General features: G+C 62.5%; 14 protein-coding genes. 9 read left to right on the forward strand and 5 right to left on the reverse strand.

The window, feature by feature from the left end; all coding sequences use genetic code 11:
• The first annotated feature begins 45 nt into the window (after positions 1 to 45).
• The 7 genes from AC1DYQ_RS15645 (at position 46) to AC1DYQ_RS15675 (ending at position 9,495) form a co-directional block, all read left to right on the forward strand.
• The gene (locus tag AC1DYQ_RS15645; protein WP_477687528.1) at positions 46 to 804 is read left to right on the forward strand and encodes a CerR family C-terminal domain-containing protein; all 759 of its coding nucleotides are present in this window, start codon (positions 46 to 48) and stop codon (positions 802 to 804) included.
• Positions 791 to 2,317, forward strand: a complete 1,527-nt coding sequence (locus AC1DYQ_RS15650; RefSeq protein WP_477687529.1) for an efflux transporter outer membrane subunit — start codon at positions 791 to 793, stop codon at positions 2,315 to 2,317. The genes AC1DYQ_RS15645 and AC1DYQ_RS15650 overlap by 14 nt, the downstream gene beginning before the upstream one ends.
• Before the next feature lie 49 nt (positions 2,318 to 2,366).
• Positions 2,367 to 3,545: an efflux RND transporter periplasmic adaptor subunit gene (locus AC1DYQ_RS15655; RefSeq protein ID WP_477687530.1), complete on the forward strand. Its 1,179-nt coding sequence runs from the start codon at positions 2,367 to 2,369 to the stop codon at positions 3,543 to 3,545.
• Positions 3,546 to 3,556: 11 nt separating this feature from the next.
• Positions 3,557 to 6,691 carry an efflux RND transporter permease subunit gene (locus AC1DYQ_RS15660; protein WP_477687531.1) on the forward strand — a complete coding sequence of 1,045 codons (3,135 nt, stop codon included), beginning with the start codon at positions 3,557 to 3,559 and terminating at the stop codon, positions 6,689 to 6,691.
• A gap of 144 nt (positions 6,692 to 6,835) precedes the next feature.
• Positions 6,836 to 7,882 carry an SDR family oxidoreductase gene (locus tag AC1DYQ_RS15665; RefSeq protein WP_477687532.1) on the forward strand — a complete coding sequence of 349 codons (1,047 nt, stop codon included), beginning with the start codon at positions 6,836 to 6,838 and terminating at the stop codon, positions 7,880 to 7,882.
• Between the two features lie 114 nt (positions 7,883 to 7,996).
• On the forward strand, positions 7,997 to 8,236 hold the full coding sequence (locus AC1DYQ_RS15670) for an acyl carrier protein (RefSeq protein ID WP_457282434.1): 240 nt from the start codon (positions 7,997 to 7,999) through the stop codon (positions 8,234 to 8,236).
• A 26-nt stretch (positions 8,237 to 8,262) separates the two neighbouring features.
• Positions 8,263 to 9,495, forward strand: coding sequence for a beta-ketoacyl-[acyl-carrier-protein] synthase family protein (locus AC1DYQ_RS15675; RefSeq protein ID WP_477687533.1), 1,233 nt, complete (start codon positions 8,263 to 8,265; stop codon positions 9,493 to 9,495).
• 77 nt (positions 9,496 to 9,572) lie between these two features.
• On the opposite strand, the gene rfaE2 is transcribed toward AC1DYQ_RS15675, so the two are convergent.
• Together rfaE2 and AC1DYQ_RS15685 are read right to left on the reverse strand one after the other, a co-directional pair.
• On the reverse strand, positions 9,573 to 10,079 hold the full coding sequence (gene rfaE2 / locus AC1DYQ_RS15680) for a D-glycero-beta-D-manno-heptose 1-phosphate adenylyltransferase (protein WP_477687534.1): 507 nt from the start codon (positions 10,077 to 10,079) through the stop codon (positions 9,573 to 9,575).
• Between the two features lie 77 nt (positions 10,080 to 10,156).
• Complete coding sequence (locus AC1DYQ_RS15685) at positions 10,157 to 11,026, reverse strand: ferritin family protein (RefSeq protein WP_457282437.1); 870 nt, start codon at positions 11,024 to 11,026, stop codon at positions 10,157 to 10,159.
• Between the two features lie 416 nt (positions 11,027 to 11,442).
• On the opposite strand from AC1DYQ_RS15685, the gene AC1DYQ_RS15690 reads away from it, so the two are divergent.
• A complete protein-coding gene (locus tag AC1DYQ_RS15690) occupies positions 11,443 to 12,045 on the forward strand; it encodes a glutathione peroxidase (protein WP_477687599.1) in 603 nt (200 codons plus the stop codon).
• Positions 12,046 to 12,675: 630 nt separating this feature from the next.
• On the opposite strand, the gene AC1DYQ_RS15695 is transcribed toward AC1DYQ_RS15690, so the two are convergent.
• Positions 12,676 to 13,293, reverse strand: coding sequence for a glutathione S-transferase family protein (locus AC1DYQ_RS15695; RefSeq protein WP_477687535.1), 618 nt, complete (start codon positions 13,291 to 13,293; stop codon positions 12,676 to 12,678).
• A gap of 176 nt (positions 13,294 to 13,469) precedes the next feature.
• Between AC1DYQ_RS15695 and purB the strand changes: the two genes are divergently transcribed.
• Positions 13,470 to 14,861: an adenylosuccinate lyase gene (gene purB / locus AC1DYQ_RS15700; protein ID WP_477687536.1), complete on the forward strand. Its 1,392-nt coding sequence runs from the start codon at positions 13,470 to 13,472 to the stop codon at positions 14,859 to 14,861.
• Between the two features lie 180 nt (positions 14,862 to 15,041).
• On the opposite strand, the gene AC1DYQ_RS15705 is transcribed toward purB, so the two are convergent.
• On the reverse strand, positions 15,042 to 15,359 hold the full coding sequence (locus AC1DYQ_RS15705; protein WP_477687537.1) for a putative signal transducing protein: 318 nt from the start codon (positions 15,357 to 15,359) through the stop codon (positions 15,042 to 15,044).
• Positions 15,360 to 15,436: 77 nt separating this feature from the next.
• A complete protein-coding gene (locus tag AC1DYQ_RS15710; RefSeq protein WP_477687538.1) occupies positions 15,437 to 15,901 on the reverse strand; it encodes a DUF3717 domain-containing protein in 465 nt (154 codons plus the stop codon).
• Positions 15,902 to 16,140 lie beyond the last annotated feature (239 nt).

Consider the following 16,140-nt stretch of genomic DNA (forward strand, 5'->3'; position numbering starts at 1 on the left):
TTTAATTCAATCGATTGTTTGATTAATGTGCTCTAATCCGGGCACATGACACCCGACCCGCCCTCTCAAACACCTTCGCACCCAGCCAAGCCTGAAGGGGAAAGCCGAAAACAGCGCTCCGACGGCGCCCATGCCAGGGCGCACCTGTTGCTCGCGGCACTCAGGCTGTTTTCCGAAAAAGGGTTTACCAAAACCTCGATTCGCGATATCGCCCATGCAGCGGGGGCCAACGTGGCGGCGATCAGCTATTACTTCGGCGATAAAGCCGGCCTGTACCGGGCTGTTTTCACCGAACCGCTGGGCAGCGCGCGCGATGACATTGCGCTGTACAACCAGCCCCACTTCACCTTGCGGCAGTCCCTTGAAGGCTTTTTTTCGAGCTTCCTCGAACCTTTGCGCCAGGGTGAACTGGTGCAGCTGTGCATGAAGCTCCACTTTCGTGAGATGCTGGAACCCACAGGCCTGTGGGCCGAGGAAATCGACCAGGGCATCAAGCCGGCGCATACCGCGCTGGTCACCGTGCTTTGCCGCCATTTAGGCCTCACCAAAGCCGACGACGAGGTGCACAGGCTGGCGTTTTCCATCACCGGGCTGGCACTTCAAATGTTCCTGAGCCGCGAGGTCGTGGAAGCGATCCGGCCCCAGCTGTTCGGAACACCTGAAGCCCTGGAACAGTGGGCTGTCAGCCTGGTGGCATATGCCGAAGCCATGGTAGGTGTCGAAATGGCACGCCGAAATCACCTTTCCGATCACCCCGCGGCTGACAGGCCACGACTGAAAACAGCACACCATGAAAAAAACTGACTCCGGATGCGAACGCTTGCGCTGGCTGACAGCGGGGCCGCTGTTCGGCGCGTGTGCGCTGTTGCTGGGCGGCTGCGCCTCCGACAATCCGCACACACCGCCTGCCATCTCGATTCCCGCGCAATGGCAAACGCCTTTGCCGGCGGCGGGCACCACGGCCGCATTGCCCCACGGCGGCAGCCTGAAAGGGCTGTCGCAATGGTGGCAGCAGCAAAATGACCCCTTGCTGGTGGAATTGATCATGGCGGCGGAATCGGTCAGCCCGTCCGTTTCAACAGCGCGCTCCAACATCGAGCAGGCACGGGCTTCGCGCGTGGCTTCCGGCGCAGCCATGTTGCCCACGCTCGATGGCACCGCCAGCGCCAGTCGCGGACGCTCGGCGCCCGTGAACCGCACAGCGCCGCCCATTTCCACAACCACCCAGGTGGGGTTGCAGACCTCCTGGGAAATCGACCTCTTTGGTCAGTACGCCGCGAGCCGGGATGCCGATCAGCAGCGGCTGGAAGGCTCCCAGGCGCTGTGGCATTCGGCGCGTGTATCGGTTGCCGCCGAGGTCGCCACCCAGTACTACAGCCTGCGCGCTTGCGAAAAGCTGCTCGAGGTTGCGCGCTCCGATGCCGCATCCCGGGGTGAAACTGCACGTTTGGCGGAACTCAGCACCAGGGCAGGTTTTCAGGCGCCCGCCACCGCGGCATTGGCCAGGGCCAGCGCGGCCGAAGGCAACAGCAACGCCATCCAGCAGCGCGCACTGTGCGACCTGGATGTCAAGGCACTGGTGGCCCTGACTGCCATCGATGAACCCGCACTGCGGCAAAAACTGGCCAGCACACCGGTCGACCTGACTCTGGAATCGGTAGCGCCTGTCATCAGCGTGCCGGCGGAAGTGCTGGCCCAGCGGCCCGATATCTTCAATGCGGCACGCGAAGTGGATGCCGCTCACCTGGAAGTCGGCAGCGCGCGCGCGCAACGCTTTCCAAGGCTCAACCTGAGCGGCTCGGTTGCGGCCAACAGGTCATACACCGCCAGCACCACACAGCGCTTTGACACCTGGACCGTCGGGCCGCTGCAGCTGACCATCCCGATCTTTGACGGCGGCGCCAGCGAGGCCAATGTAGAAGCCGCCAAGGCGCGCTACGAGGACGCCGCCGCCCAATACCGCGGCAGCGTGCGAAAGGCCGTGCGGGAAGTCGAGGAAGCGCTGGTCAACCTGCAAAGCACCGCCGAGCGCAGCCAGGATGCATTGGTCGCCACACAAGGCTACCGCGCGTCATTCGTCGGCACCGAAGCCCGCTACAAAAGCGGGCTGGCGAGCCTGGTCGAGCTTGAAGACGCCCGCCGCACCCTGCTGGCCGCACAAAGCGCACTGGTCACGTTGCAACGCGACCGGCGCAGCGCCTGGGTTGCGCTGTACCGGGCGCTCGGCGGCGGCTGGTCCACCGCCGAACCCCCTGTGCCGCCGCTGGTCTCTGATGTGCCGGCACCTTTCACCCCTGCTGCCCTCACCGCCCCCTGAGGCGCGGTTTGCCGACCCTGCCACACCTATGACAGATCCTTTGAACACCATGCCAAACTTCAAACTCAAACCCGTCGCTCTCGCTGTGATCGCTGGTGCCGTGCTCATTGCCGGAGCTGCGGCCTTTTTTCTTCTGAAGGCCGACGCAAAAGAAGACAAGGCTGCCACTGCAAAGCCGGCATTGACTGTCGCAACCGCGCTGCCGTCTCAAGTGACCTTGCCGGTGAAGCTCAGCGCCAACGGCAATATCACCGCCTGGCAGGAAGCCGTGATCGGCTCCGAATCGAACGGCCTCAGGCTGGTGCAGGTGCAGGCCAACGTGGGCGACCAGGTCAAGGCCGGTCAAGTGCTGGCGGTGTTCTCTGGCGACAGTGTGCAGGCGGACACGGCTCAGGCCAAAGCCAGCCTGATCGAGGCCCAGGCCAATGCGGCCGATGCAGCAGACAACGCAGCGCGTGCTCGCACACTGGCGAATTCGGGCGCTTTAAGCGAGCAGCAGATCAACCAGTACAACACCGCCGAGCAAACCGCCAAGGCGCGTGTCGAGGCCGCCAGGGCGCTCCTTGAGGTTCAGCAGGTGCGCGGTAAAAACACGCAGGTGCTGGCGCCCGACAACGGCGTGATCTCCGCCCGCACCGCAACGGTGGGGGCGGTGGTGCCGGCAGGCACCGAGCTGTTCCGCCTGATCCGGGGCGGCCGCCTCGAATGGCGCGCGGAAGTCACCTCGGCCGAGCTGGGCCGGATCAAGGCCGGCACGGTTGCCAGCGTGATGGCTGCCAGCGGCGCCGAACTCAAAGGCCGGGTGCGCATGATCGCTCCGAGCGTGGACCCGCAGACCCGCGCGGCGCTGGTCTATGTGGACCTTCCGGTTTCGGCTGGCATGGCCTCTCCGGCCAAGGCCGGCATGTTTGCCCGCGGCGAATTCGATCTGGGCAGCACCTCCGCGCTGACCATCCCGCAACCTGCGCTGGTCGTGCGCGACGGGTTCAACTACGTCTTTCGCCTCAACCCGGACAACCGCATCAGCCAGCTCAAGGTGCAGACCGGCCGGCTCGCGGGCGACCGGGTCGAAATTACCTCCGGCCTCACCGCCGATACAAGAGTGATCGTCAGCGGGGCGGGTTTCCTCAACGATGGCGACCTGGTCCGGGTCAGCGACGCCACTCCTGGAATTACGGCAAATCCGGCCGTAGCACCTGCCAGTCGTGCGCAAGCAGCTATCAAATAAGGAGCGACCCAATGAATGTCTCCTCCTGGTCAATCAAGAACCCGATCCCCGCCGTCATGCTGTTTGTGCTGCTGACGTTCGCCGGCATGCTGTCGTTCAAGGCGATGAAGGTGCAGAATTTTCCCGACATCGACCTGCCGACCGTGACGGTTGCGGCGTCGTTGCCGGGTGCCGCGCCCGCCCAGCTCGAGACGGAAGTGGCCCGCAAGCTTGAAAATTCCATTGCCACCGTGCAGGGCCTCAAGCACATCTACACCAAGGTGCAGGACGGAGGTGTGACCGTGACCGCCGAATTCCGGCTTGAAAAGCCGGTACAGGAAGCCGTGGACGATGTACGCGCGGCCGTGTCGAAGGTCCGCAGCGAATTGCCCGGCGACGTGCGCGATCCGGTGGTCAGCAAGATGGACCTGGCCAGCCAGCCGGTGCTGGCCTTCACCATCCGCTCACCGCGCATGGACGACGAGGCGTTGTCCTGGTTTGTTGACAACGACATCTCCCGCAAGCTGCTGGCGGTGCGCGGCGTCGGCGCGGTCAACCGCGTGGGCGGTGTCTCGCGCGAAGTCCGGATTGCGCTGGACCCTTCGAAGCTGCAGGCCCTGGGCGCCACGGCTTCAGACATTTCCCGCCAACTGCGGCAGGTGCAGACTGAAAGCGCGGGTGGGCGCGCCGACCTGGGCGGCAGCGAGCAGCCCATGCGGACGCTGGCGACGGTGAAGTCCGCGCAGGAGCTGGCTCAGCTTGAGCTGGCGCTCAGCGACGGACGGCGCATTCGCCTCAGCGAGGTCGCCACCGTGAGCGACACAACCGCCGAGCCGCGCGCCGCCGCGCTGCTTGACGGCAAGCCAGTCGTGGGCTTTGAGGTGTCCCGCAGCCGGGGAGAAAGCGAAGTGGCGGTCGGCGCCGCAGTGCAGGCGGCACTGGCCGAGCTGAAGCAGCAGTACCCTGAAGTGGAAGTCCACGAAGCCTTCAATTTCGTCACGCCGGTGCAGGAAGAGTACGACGGTTCCATGCATCTGCTTTATGAAGGCGGCATTCTGGCGGTGCTGGTGGTGTGGCTATTCCTGCGCGACTGGCGCGCCACCTTTGTGTCGGCCGTTGCGCTGCCGCTGTCGGTGATCCCGGCTTTCATCGGCATGCACCTGCTCGGCTTTTCGATCAACGTCATCACGCTGCTCGCGCTGTCGCTGGTGATCGGTATCCTGGTCGACGATGCCATCGTCGAGGTCGAAAACATCGTGCGGCACCTGCGCATGGGCAAGTCGCCGTACGAAGCCGCCATGGAAGCGGCTGACGAAATCGGCCTGGCCGTGGTGGCCACCACGTTCACGCTGATCGCCGTGTTCCTGCCCACCGCCTTCATGAGCGGCGTGGCCGGAAAATTCTTCAAGCAGTTCGGCTGGACGGCCTCGCTGGCGGTGTTTGCCTCGCTGGTGGTGGCCCGCGTGCTGACCCCCATGATGGCGGCCTACATCCTCAAGCCGGTGGTGGGCGCCCATTCCGACCCGAAGTGGATGAACACCTATATGCGCGCAGCTGCCTGGTGCATGAAACACCGCGTCGCCACCATGGCAGCCGCCACGGTGTTTTTCTTCGGTTCGGTGATGCTGATCCCGTTGCTGCCGACCGGTTTCATCCCGCCCGATGACAATTCGCAAACCCAGGTTTACCTGGAACTTCCCCCGGGCGCGTCGCTTGCGCAGACCAAGGCTTCTGCCGAACACGCGCGGCTGCTGATCAGCAAGGTCGAGCACGTCAAGAGCGTCTACACCACCATCGGTGGCGGTTCAGCTGGTACAGACCCGTTTGCCATGCAGGGTGCGGCAGAAACCCGCAAGGCCACGCTCACGGTGCTGCTGGACGAACGCAGCGAACGTCCGCGCAAACAGGGCATTGAAAGCAAGATGCGGACGGCACTGGAAACCCTTCCAGGCGTGCGCAGCAAGGTGGGGCTGGGTGGCTCGGGAGAGGCCTATATCCTCATGCTGACCGCCGAAGACTCCAATGCCCTGCAAACTGCGGCGCTCGCGATTGAAAAGGACCTGCGAACCATTCCCGGCCTGGGCAATATTTCGTCCAGTGCCAGCCTGGTACGCCCCGAGATTGCCATCAAGCCGGATTTCGCCCGGGCAGCAGACCTTGGCGTGACCAGTTCAGCCATGGGCGAAACCCTGCGCATTGCCACGGTCGGAGACTACGAAGAGTCGCTGCCCAAGCTCAATCTTTCGCAGCGGCAGGTGCCCATCGTCGTCAAACTCGATGAGGCAGCGCGCAAGGACCTCAGCGTGCTAGAGCGCCTCGCGGTTCCAAGCGTCAAGCCAGGCGTCGGGCCCGTCATGCTGGGGCAGGTGGCGAGCCTGGAAATCACGGCCGGCCCGGCCGTGATTGACCGCTACGACCGCTCCCGCAATGTCAAGTTCGAGATAGAGCTGTCGGGTCGGGCGCTGGGTGACATCACCGAAGCCGTGAAATTGCTGCCGTCCGTCAAGAGCCTGCCGGCCGGCGTCAAGGTGGTGGAAGTCGGTGACGCAGAGGTCATGGGCGAGCTGTTCGCCAGTTTTGGCCTGGCCATGTTGACGGGTGTGCTCTGCATCTACATCGTGCTCGTGCTGCTGTTCAAGGATTTCCTGCATCCCGTCACCATCCTTGCGGCGCTGCCGCTGTCGCTGGGCGGCGCCTTCGTCGGCCTGCTGATCGCGCAGAAGAGCTTTTCCATGCCCTCGCTGATCGGGCTGATCATGCTGATGGGGATCGCGACCAAGAATTCCATCCTGCTGGTGGAATACGCCATCGTCGCGCGACGCGACCACAACCTGTCGCGCTGGGATGCACTGCTGGATGCCTGCCACAAGCGCGCCCGGCCCATCATCATGACCACGCTGGCCATGGGCGCGGGCATGATGCCGATTGCCCTGGGCTTCGGTGCGGCCGATTCCAGCTTTCGCTCACCGATGTCAATTGCGGTGATCGGCGGCCTGATTACTTCCACCGTGCTCAGCCTGCTGGTGGTGCCTGCCGTGTTTACCTATATCGATGACCTTGAGCGGCTGATCAAGCGCATGGCGGCAAGATTGCGCGGGCACAAGGGTGAAACAGAAAAAAATGGCCATCTGGCAGCCGAACCCGGCACGCAACCGGCCGCGAAATAATGCACGCATTGCCGCGTACCGCTTTGTAAAAGACAACCAGGACGTGTAATTTTGCTGATTTAGACCGGCCCGCCCCAGCGATTTAGGGTGGGCCGTCCCATACCCCTCGCTTATACTTGCGGGCTCAGCTTTACATTTCTTAACATGTCAAAACGCGTACTGCTTTCGGGCGCAACCGGCCTGATTGGCGGCGAGTTAATGCTTCTTCTGGCTGCGCGCGGCGTCTACAGCACCGCTGTGGTGCGTGCCGCCGATTCGAACCAAGCCCGCGACCGCCTCCTGGACCGCCTGAAAAAGAGCGTCCTTTGGAAGCCCGAATTTGCCGACATGGTGTCCGCCGAGGCCGGCGATGTGGTCGAGCCCGGTTTTGGCCTCAGTTCAGCGGTCCTTCAGTCTGCCGATGTCATCCTGCATTCGGCTGCCAGCACCTCGTTCAAGCCCGGCGCCGGGGTCTACCCGATCAACCTCAAGGCCGCCGAGCATTTTTCCAGCATCCTGAAAGACCTGCGGCCCTCACAACGCGGTTTTTTTGTCGGAACGGCGGCAGTGACCACCGAGCCGCGCGGCATGATCACCGAGGACATGCCGTTTGCCGGCTATGCCAACGACTACATCCGCTCCAAACGCGATGCGGAAACCCTGCTGCGCGGCAAGGGCCATCCTTTTGTCAGCTTGCGCCCAGGCATTGTGCTGTCGCGCGGTATTGACGACGCCAAACTGGCACGCAACATGTTGTGGTCCATCCCGGTCATGGCCGAACTCGGCGACGTACCGCTGGACCCCTTGGGCAAACTTGACTTCGCGCCGGTGGATTTCATCGCAAGCGCCTTCGCCGAGATGCTGCTCAAGGACGAGCTCCGGCACGATTGTTATCACGTGTCCACGGGCGAAGACTCCATGACGTTCGCGGCGCTGGCCGAAGAACTGAAAGCCAGCATGCCCGGCATCGGCAAGATGGTGATGCGCGGCCGCGATTTCGTGCCCACACCGAAGTTTGCGCGCCAACGCTGGATGTTTGAAGCGCTGCAGCCGTATTTGCCGTTCCTGACGGCCGACGCGGTGTTCAGCAATGCCCGCCTGCGGGCAGAAATCGGTGCAGCAGCCGTTGCGCCGGCGCCCATCAGTTACCTGGGTGAGTTATTGGGAACCTTCAGCCTGTCGGACGCCGTCAGGCAGATGTACACGCCTTGAGGCGCTAAAACAACGCGGCTGCTTTTGTAAAATGCCCCTACAGGCCCGAAGAGGCCGGCCGTCATATCGATGGTGGGACAATGGCGGTTCGCATTACATATTTACTGGTTCGTGATGAATTCTGATTTGATTAATCTTTTTGCCGAGACATTTGGCATCAGCGAAGAAAAACTGCTGCCGGATGCCACGCTGGAGAGCCTGGGCCTTGACTCCCTCGCCGTCATCGAATTTCTGTTCCAGATTGAAGACCAGTTTGGCATTCAGATTCCGGACCAGGCCAGCCCGCCGCGCACCCTCGCCGAAATGGTCCAGCTGATTGAACCCCTGCTGCCATCAGGCAAGCCCGCCGCCTGAGCCCTGTCGGGCCCGCCAAACCGCCCATGCGTCGCGTAGCCATCACGGGTCTTGGCGTTGTTTCCGCCGTTGGAACCGGCACTCCCGCATTCTTCGAGTCCCTGCTTTCCGCCCGCTCCGGCATCCGGGGCATTGACATTGGCTTTCCCACCGGCAGCGAAAGCGTGCTGGGCGGCGCCATCCAGTTCGACCCGGACCAGCATTTCCCCCGCGCCCGTCTCCTGACCATGGACCGGGTCAGCCAGCTCGCGGTGGTGGCTGGCCGCGAAGCCATGGCGCAGGCTGGATGGGGCCCTGAGGGTGGCTTCGCACCCGAGCGTTTCGGCGTCTCGCTGGGCACAGGCAGCGGCGGCGCAGGATCCACGGATGTGGCTTACACGGCATTGCTGGAGCAAAAAGTGGCGCGGCTGCGCCCCATGACGGTCGTGCTGGCCATGCACAACGCCATTGCCGCGCATGTGTCCATGGAGTTCGGGCTGAAGGGCCCCAGCAGCACAGTTTCCAATGCCTGCGCATCGTCGGCCACCTCCATTGGAGAAGCTTTCCGGCAGATCCGCCACGGTTATGCCGACGCCATGCTGGCCGGTGGTTCTGAAGCCTTGCTGAACCGCGGCACCATCAAGGCCTGGCAAGCCATGCACACGCTGGCCAGGCCACATGCCGACGGCGCCGAAACGTCATGCCGTCCGTTTTCCGTTGACCGCTCCGGCCTGGTGCTGGCCGAAGGCGCCGCAATGCTGGTCCTGGAAGAGTGGGAAAGCGCCAAAAGGCGCGGCGCCAACATACTGGCCGAACTCTGCGGGTACGCATCGACCACCGACGCCCACCACCTGACGCAGCCCGACGCCACAGGTCAGGCGCGCGCCATGACGCTGGCGCTGGCAGACGCGGGATTGCAGGCAGTCGACATCGGCTACCTCAACGCCCATGGCACCGCCACCGATGTCGGCGATGTGGTCGAGACCAGCGCCATCAAGCTGGCCTTCCAGGATCTGGCCGGGCGACTGCCCATCAGCTCCAGCAAAGGGGTGCACGGACACGCCATGGGTGCCGCCGGTGCCATGGAGTTCATTGCCAGCGTATTGGCCTTGCGCGCGGGGCAACTGCCGCCAACGGCTTTCCTGGAGAACCCTGACCCGCGCTGTGACCTGGACTACATACCGCTGACGGCACGCGATGCCAAGGGCCTGCGCGCGGTGATGTCCAACTCGTTTGCCTTTGGCGGCTCCAACGCCGTGCTGGTGGCGAAGTCCGCCTGAGGGCGCTTTCCCTCCGGAGAAAAGCGGGCCGGGCTCTCCCAATACCCAAATACCCAATACCGGCTGGTATCAGCAGATCAGCGCGCAGCGCGGATTTTTTTCACCAGGGCCGTCGTCGAATAGCCATCCACAAACGGGATTGCCCGCGCACTGCCGCCATACGCCTTGACTACCGCGGTCTCCGCCAGTTTGTCCATGTCGTAATCTCCGCCCTTCACCAGCAGATCTGGCTGGAGCTCACGGATCAGCTCCAGCGGCGTGTCTTCGTCAAACCAGGTGACCAGGCTCACCGACTCCAGCGCAGCCATCATGGCGGCGCGGTCGTGTTCGTTGTTGAGCGGCCGGTCAGGGCCCTTGCCCAGCCGTCGCGCCGAGGCATCGGTGTTCAGCGCCACCACCAGGCTCGCGCCCAGCGCGCGTGCGTCGGCCAGGTAGGTGGCATGCCCGCGGTGCAAGACATCAAACACCCCATTGGTAAAGACAACAGGATGCGGCATTGAAGCAAGCCGCTGCCGCGCTTCTTCGCGGGGGACTATTTTTTGCAGGAAGTGGGCAGAGGAGGGGGTAGGGAGCTCGCTGGGCATGCCGCCACTTTAACGGAAGGCCCGGGTTACCACCCGGCTTCTGCCGCCCGAGGCACCCGGCCAGCGGACGTCGTGCATCAGGCGCCGGCAGGTGCCGGCTTGGCGGCGATGGACTCCGCCAGTTCCTTGGCGACTTCCTTGCGGTAGCGGTTCAGTTCCTGCACGGTCTTGAAGCTCTGGTTCAGCAGCAGGCTCAGGTTGTGCAGGATGCGCTCGACCACCTTGCCCTCCCACACCGCGTCAAACTTGATCTGCGTGTCGAGCCAGTGCTCCAGCCACTCGGGGTTGGGCAGGCGGCTCTGGATGGTGTCGCGCGGAAACAGGCTTTTGTTCACATGCAGGTTGGTCGGATGCAGTGCCTGGGCGGTACGCCGTGCGCTGGCCATCAGCACGCCCACCTTGGTGAAGGCGGACTTGGCTTCATTGCCGAAGTTGTTGATGGCGCGCTTCATGTAGCGCAGGTAAGCGCCGCCATGGCGGGCTTCGTCCTGGCTCAGCTGGGTATAAATCTGCTTGATGACGGGTTCGGTATGCCATTCGCTGGCGCGGCGGTACCAGTGGTTCAGGCGGATCTCGCCGCAGAAATGCAGCATCAGCGTTTCCAGCGCGGGTGCGGGTTCGAACTCAAAACGCACTTCGTGCAATTCCTTTTCCGTGGGAGCGAGGTCCGGGCGGAAGCGCTTGAGGTATTCCATCAACACCAGCGAGTGTTTTTGCTCTTCAAAGAACCAGATGGACATGAAGGCCGAGAAATCGCTGTCGTCCTTGTTGTCGCGCAGGAACATTTCCGTGGCGGGCAGCGCAGACCATTCCGTGATGGCATTCATCTTGATGGTCTGGGCCTGCTCGTCGGTCAGCTTGGACGCGTCAAAACTTGCCCATGGAATGTCCTTGTCCATGTCCCAGCGGACGGATTCAAGTTGTTTGAACAGTTCGGGATAAAGCATGAGAACTCCTTCGCAAGGGATATGCAGATATATCTGCCTCGGATGTCCTGCGGGAGCATCCTGGGTACTTGTAACGATTTTAGGCGGCTAATGTGACAACGGGCGACTTATGCGCCATTTACCGGCAAATCAGGGTAATTCGGACCCCATTCCGGCGTGTTGGACCACACAAGTGCTCTTTTTCGGACTGCATTGTGCCAAATAAAGCCACGCAGACCCCGGATAGTCCGGGGCTGAATTCCCGCTGAATCCATTCACCGCGATACGGGCGTATCGTCAGGGCATGTTGTGAAACATGTATGACAGCGCCAGAATAAACCTGAATCGGCCCGATCACCAGCCCGCGAGTTTAGCCAATGACTGCCTCTGCCTCTTTTTGCGCCCCTCGCCAGGCGGCCCAGTTCCTTTTGCTGATCATGCTGGCCGCCCCTGCGCTGCTGGCCGCCCCTGCGCTGCTGGCCTCCCGCGGCGCGCTGGCTGCGCCACCGGCACCTGCCGTAGCGCCCGCCGGCCCCGCACCAGCAACCTGCCCCGCGCTGCTGCAGCAGACGTTTTTACGGCTGCAGGACGAAAAGCCCCAGACGCTTTGCCAATACAGTGGACAAGTGGTGGTCGTGGTCAACACCGCCAGCTTTTGCGGCTTTACCCCGCAGTACCAGGGGCTTGAAGCGCTCTACGCCAAATACAAAGACCGGGGCCTGGTGGTGCTGGGTTTTCCATCCAATGATTTTTCGCAGGAAACGGGCAGCAACAAGGAGATCGCGGACTTCTGCGAAAACACCTTCGGCGTGAAGTTCCCCATGTTCACCAAGACCAGCGTGACCGGGAAGGACGCCAACCCACTGTTCCAGAAGCTGGCGGCCGCAACAGGCACCACGCCGCGCTGGAATTTTTACAAATACGTCATTGCACGCGACGGCGCCAGCGTCACCAGCTTCAACTCCATGGCCGACCCGGCCGGCGGCGCGCTGGTCAAAGAAATCGAAAAACAGCTGGCCATCAAGCCCGCGGCCCGTTAACAAAAATTTACCTGAGGGATCTTTTATTTGCGGGAACTACCCCGCACTTGTGCTCTCATACTTCTGCAAGCGCGATTTGCCTTCACCGGTAGCGCTGGCAAAAAACAGTTTCATTGTTGCGAAGCCTTCTGAGCCGTCCAGGTTCAGCTGCAATCCCGGGGCGCTCCTCCTCCTCCCTCCCTCCCTCGTTCGCGCCGGGGCGCTTCGCAGCATTTTTATATTCCGGCCCTTGCCGGGCCAGGGCCAACGCCTGCATTGCGCCCGCCTGAAGTTCACTGCCGATGGCCTGGTGGACATCCATCGTGATGACCGGGAAACCCGTGAAGCCCCGGAAACGCTATTATTTTGATAGCTGCTTGCGCCCGTTCTGATTGGGCCAGAGGCCTTTTTGATGCTTGAAATCAGGCTGCCCGGCCGCAAAACACCTGAAAAGGCCCGACCAGAAGACGTTAAAAGAGGCCTTGAGCCTGTTTCTGGATCGCCTTCAAGCGCGAATAGTAGCCATAGCCCAATAAAGACGGGCGCAAGCAGCTATTAAATACATAGCAACAGCCGGTGGTCTCTTGCGTTTATATGCGATTTGGTGATTTGGCGTCGGCGAGTAGTGCCATCTCCTCCACCACCCTCGCATCAACCCGGCGGAATCGTTTCCGCAAAGCTCGGCCGCTGCATCAGCTTGTCTTGCAGCTTGGCCAGGTTGGGGTACATCTCGCGCCAGTTGATCTGGGTAAAGCGGAAATCGAGGTAGCCCAGTGCGCAGCCGACCGCTACGTCGGACAGGCTGAAGTGGATGCCGCTGCAGAACGACTTGTCGCCCAGGCCGGTGCTCATGGCCTTGAGGGTGGCTTCGATCTTGCCCATCTGGCGGTCGATCCAGGCGTCGCTGCGCTGCTTGACGCTGCGGCCGGCCCAGGTGGCTTCGAGGCGCGCCAGGATGGCGGCGTCGATCAGGCCGTCGGCCAGGGCTTCCCAGGTTTTGACTTCAGCGCGCTCGCGGCCCTGGCTGGGGATGAGCTTGCCGACGGGTGACAGGGTGTCGAGGTATTCGACGATCACGCGGGAATCAAATACGGCTTCGCCGCCTTCCATGACCAGGCAGGGCACCTTGCCGAGCGGATTGGAAGCCTGGATGGTGGTGTTGGCTGCCCAGACATCTTCCAGGATGAACTGGTAGTCGAGCTTTTTCTCGGCCATCACTATGCGCACTTTGCGCACATAGGGGCTGGTAGCGGATCCGATGAGTTTCATGATGGTGTGAGATCGTGGTCCGGGGGAAGAGCATTCTATCGAGTAAGCCGGCAGCCAGGCTGACAGGGGTGTAACGCGCCGGGCAAGAAGATTCGCAAATATGCACATCTTTTCAGGCTCGCGGCAGCGGCCGGCGGCGTGGCTGGCGCGGGAGGCACCCGGCCTACAATTGGGCCATGAGCTCTTCTCCCCCTTTTTCCACGATCAACGCCCTGTCCCCACTTGACGGCCGCTACGCGAACAAACTGAACCAGTTACGCCCCCTGATGTCCGAACAGGGCTATATGCACCGCCGCGTTCAGGTCGAAGTGGCCTGGTTCATCGCGCTGTCCGATGCCAAATTCGCCGAATTCAAGCCGCTGAGCCCGGGTGCCCGCACCTATTTGCTGGGTCTGGTCAAAAACTTCTCGGAGGCCGATGCGTCGGCCATCAAGGAAATCGAAAAGACCACCAACCACGACGTGAAAGCCGTCGAGTACTGGATCAAGTCGAAGTTCGAAGCCCGGCCGGAGCTGCAGGGCGCCAGCGAATTTGTGCACTTTGCCTGCACCAGCGAAGACATCAACAACACCAGCCACGCGCTGCAGCTTAAAAGCAGCCGCGACCTGGTGGTGCTGCCGGCGCTGGACAAGGTCATTGCGCAGCTGCGCGAAATGGCCCACATCTATGCCGAAGAACCCATGCTGAGCCGCACGCACGGCCAGACGGCCAGCCCGACCACGGTCGGCAAGGAAATCGCCAACGTGGTGGTGCGCCTGGCCAATGCACGCGACAAGATCGCCGGCATCAAGCTGATGGCCAAGATGAACGGCGCGGTGGGCAACTACAACGCGCATCTCTCGGCCTGGCCCGACTTTGACTGGGAGGCCTTCAGCCGCAACGTGATCGAAACGCCGGAACCGCTGGGCCTGGGCCTGACCTTCCAGCCCTACAGCATCCAGATCGAGCCGCACGACTACATGGCCGAGCTGTTTGACGCGGTAGCCCGCACCAACACCATCCTGATCGACCTGGCCCGCGACATCTGGGGCTACGTGAGCGTGGGCTACTTCAAGCAGCGCCTGAAGGACGGCGAGATAGGTTCCTCGACCATGCCGCACAAAGTCAACCCGATTGACTTTGAAAACGCCGAAGGCAACCTGGGCCTGGCCAATGCGCTGCTGCGCCACCTGAGCGAAAAGCTGCCGATTTCCCGCTGGCAGCGCGACCTGACCGACTCGACCGTGCTGCGCAACATGGGCGTGGCGCTCGGCTATGCCGTGCTGGCCTACAACTCGATGGGCGTGGGGCTGAACAAGCTTGAACTCAACCGCGAAGCGCTGGGCGACGACCTGAACGCCTCCTGGGAAGTGCTGGCCGAACCGATCCAGACGGTGATGCGCCGTTACGGTGTGCAGGGCGCTTACGAGAAACTGAAGGAAGTCACGCGCGGCAAAACCGTGAAGGCCGAAGACCTGCACGCGCTGATCCGTTCGCTGGAAATTCCCGACACGGAAAAAGAACGCCTGCTGAAGATGACGCCTGGCAGCTATGTCGGCATGGCGGCCGAGCTGGCCAAGAGGGTCTAACCCCCGTCCAGGCTCACTGCGTGTAGCCTGTTCCCCCTTGCAAGGGGGCGGCGCCTGCGGTCTGGCAAAGCCAGTCCCGCGGCACCCTTGGTTGTGCCCACAGAACTCTTCAACCAAGCATGAGCCGTGGAACTGGCTTTGCCAGGCCACAGGCGGGCGGCCCCCTCGGGGGGCAGGGAACTACACGAAGTGAGTGACCGTGGGGGCTACAGCCTGACAGTTCCAACACTGCTCAAATCCGCCCTCGACGATTTCGCCGCAGACGCACAGCCATCGCCGCTGCGGCATGTTCTGCAGGTTGTCGAGCAACTCCCGTGCGCGGGGTTCTTCTTCATGGTGGGTGAGCCAGACTTCGGGCTGGCACTGGTCGGGCGGGAGTTCCCCGGCGACGCTGCCCAGAAAATAGCGCTGCACGCTGGCGGCAATACCGGCCTGCTGCAACAGGTCGACCCACAGCGCAGCGATGGCGATATTGGGGGCACGCGTCAGTCTGAGCATGCCGTCAGTGTAGCGAAATCACTATCAAATTCATAGCTGCTCGCGCTCGCCGTTTATGGGCTGCAAGCCCAAAAGGCTTAGATTTTTGGCGTGGCGACCGGGGCGGGTGCCGCGTCTTTCTGCGCGTCCTTGTCCTTGTTCTCAAGCGCGCGGTCAGCGTAGCGGCCAAACCGCCAGGCAGTTGCTTCCTGCGTGATGCGCCGCCAGGTACCGCGCTTCTCGGCAGGCGTCATCTCGGGCCAGTGCTGCACTTCGTCAAACGTGCGGCCGCAGCCCTTGCACAGGGCGTCCCCCTGGCTGGTTGAGCAAATGGCAATGCAGGGCGTGTCGGCTGTCGTGTCGTACCAGGTCCGCCACGCCGCCAGCGCCTTGGGCGGAAAGCTTTTTTCGTCGGCCTCGTCCTCATGGTAGAAAACCAGGAGCGCGTAGACCTCAGCGAGCGCACGCAGCTCAGGGGCCAGCGTCACCCCGTCGGGCGAAGGCTTTTTGTCGCGCCAGTAGTTGATGGCGGCTTCAATATCGGTGATGTGGATGCCGGGCATGGAACGGTGGGTCTAAGGGCTGCCGCTGAGCGGATGGAGCGAGCGCAAGGAGGCGAAGAAAGGCGAGGAAGCGAAGTGACAGCGCCGGGCCGTTCATTATCAGCCAGATGGGCGGGCCAGCCGTCTATGGGGGAAATGGAGCATGTCCCCGCATCGCGCCGCTGCGCGGCAAGACCGGGTTGCAAAAAATCTTTTTTTATTGTCAAATACCCAGACGAAGGGGAGTAACTCCCTCGTTT

Source organism: Polaromonas sp. P1_F4 (assembly GCF_056405675.1).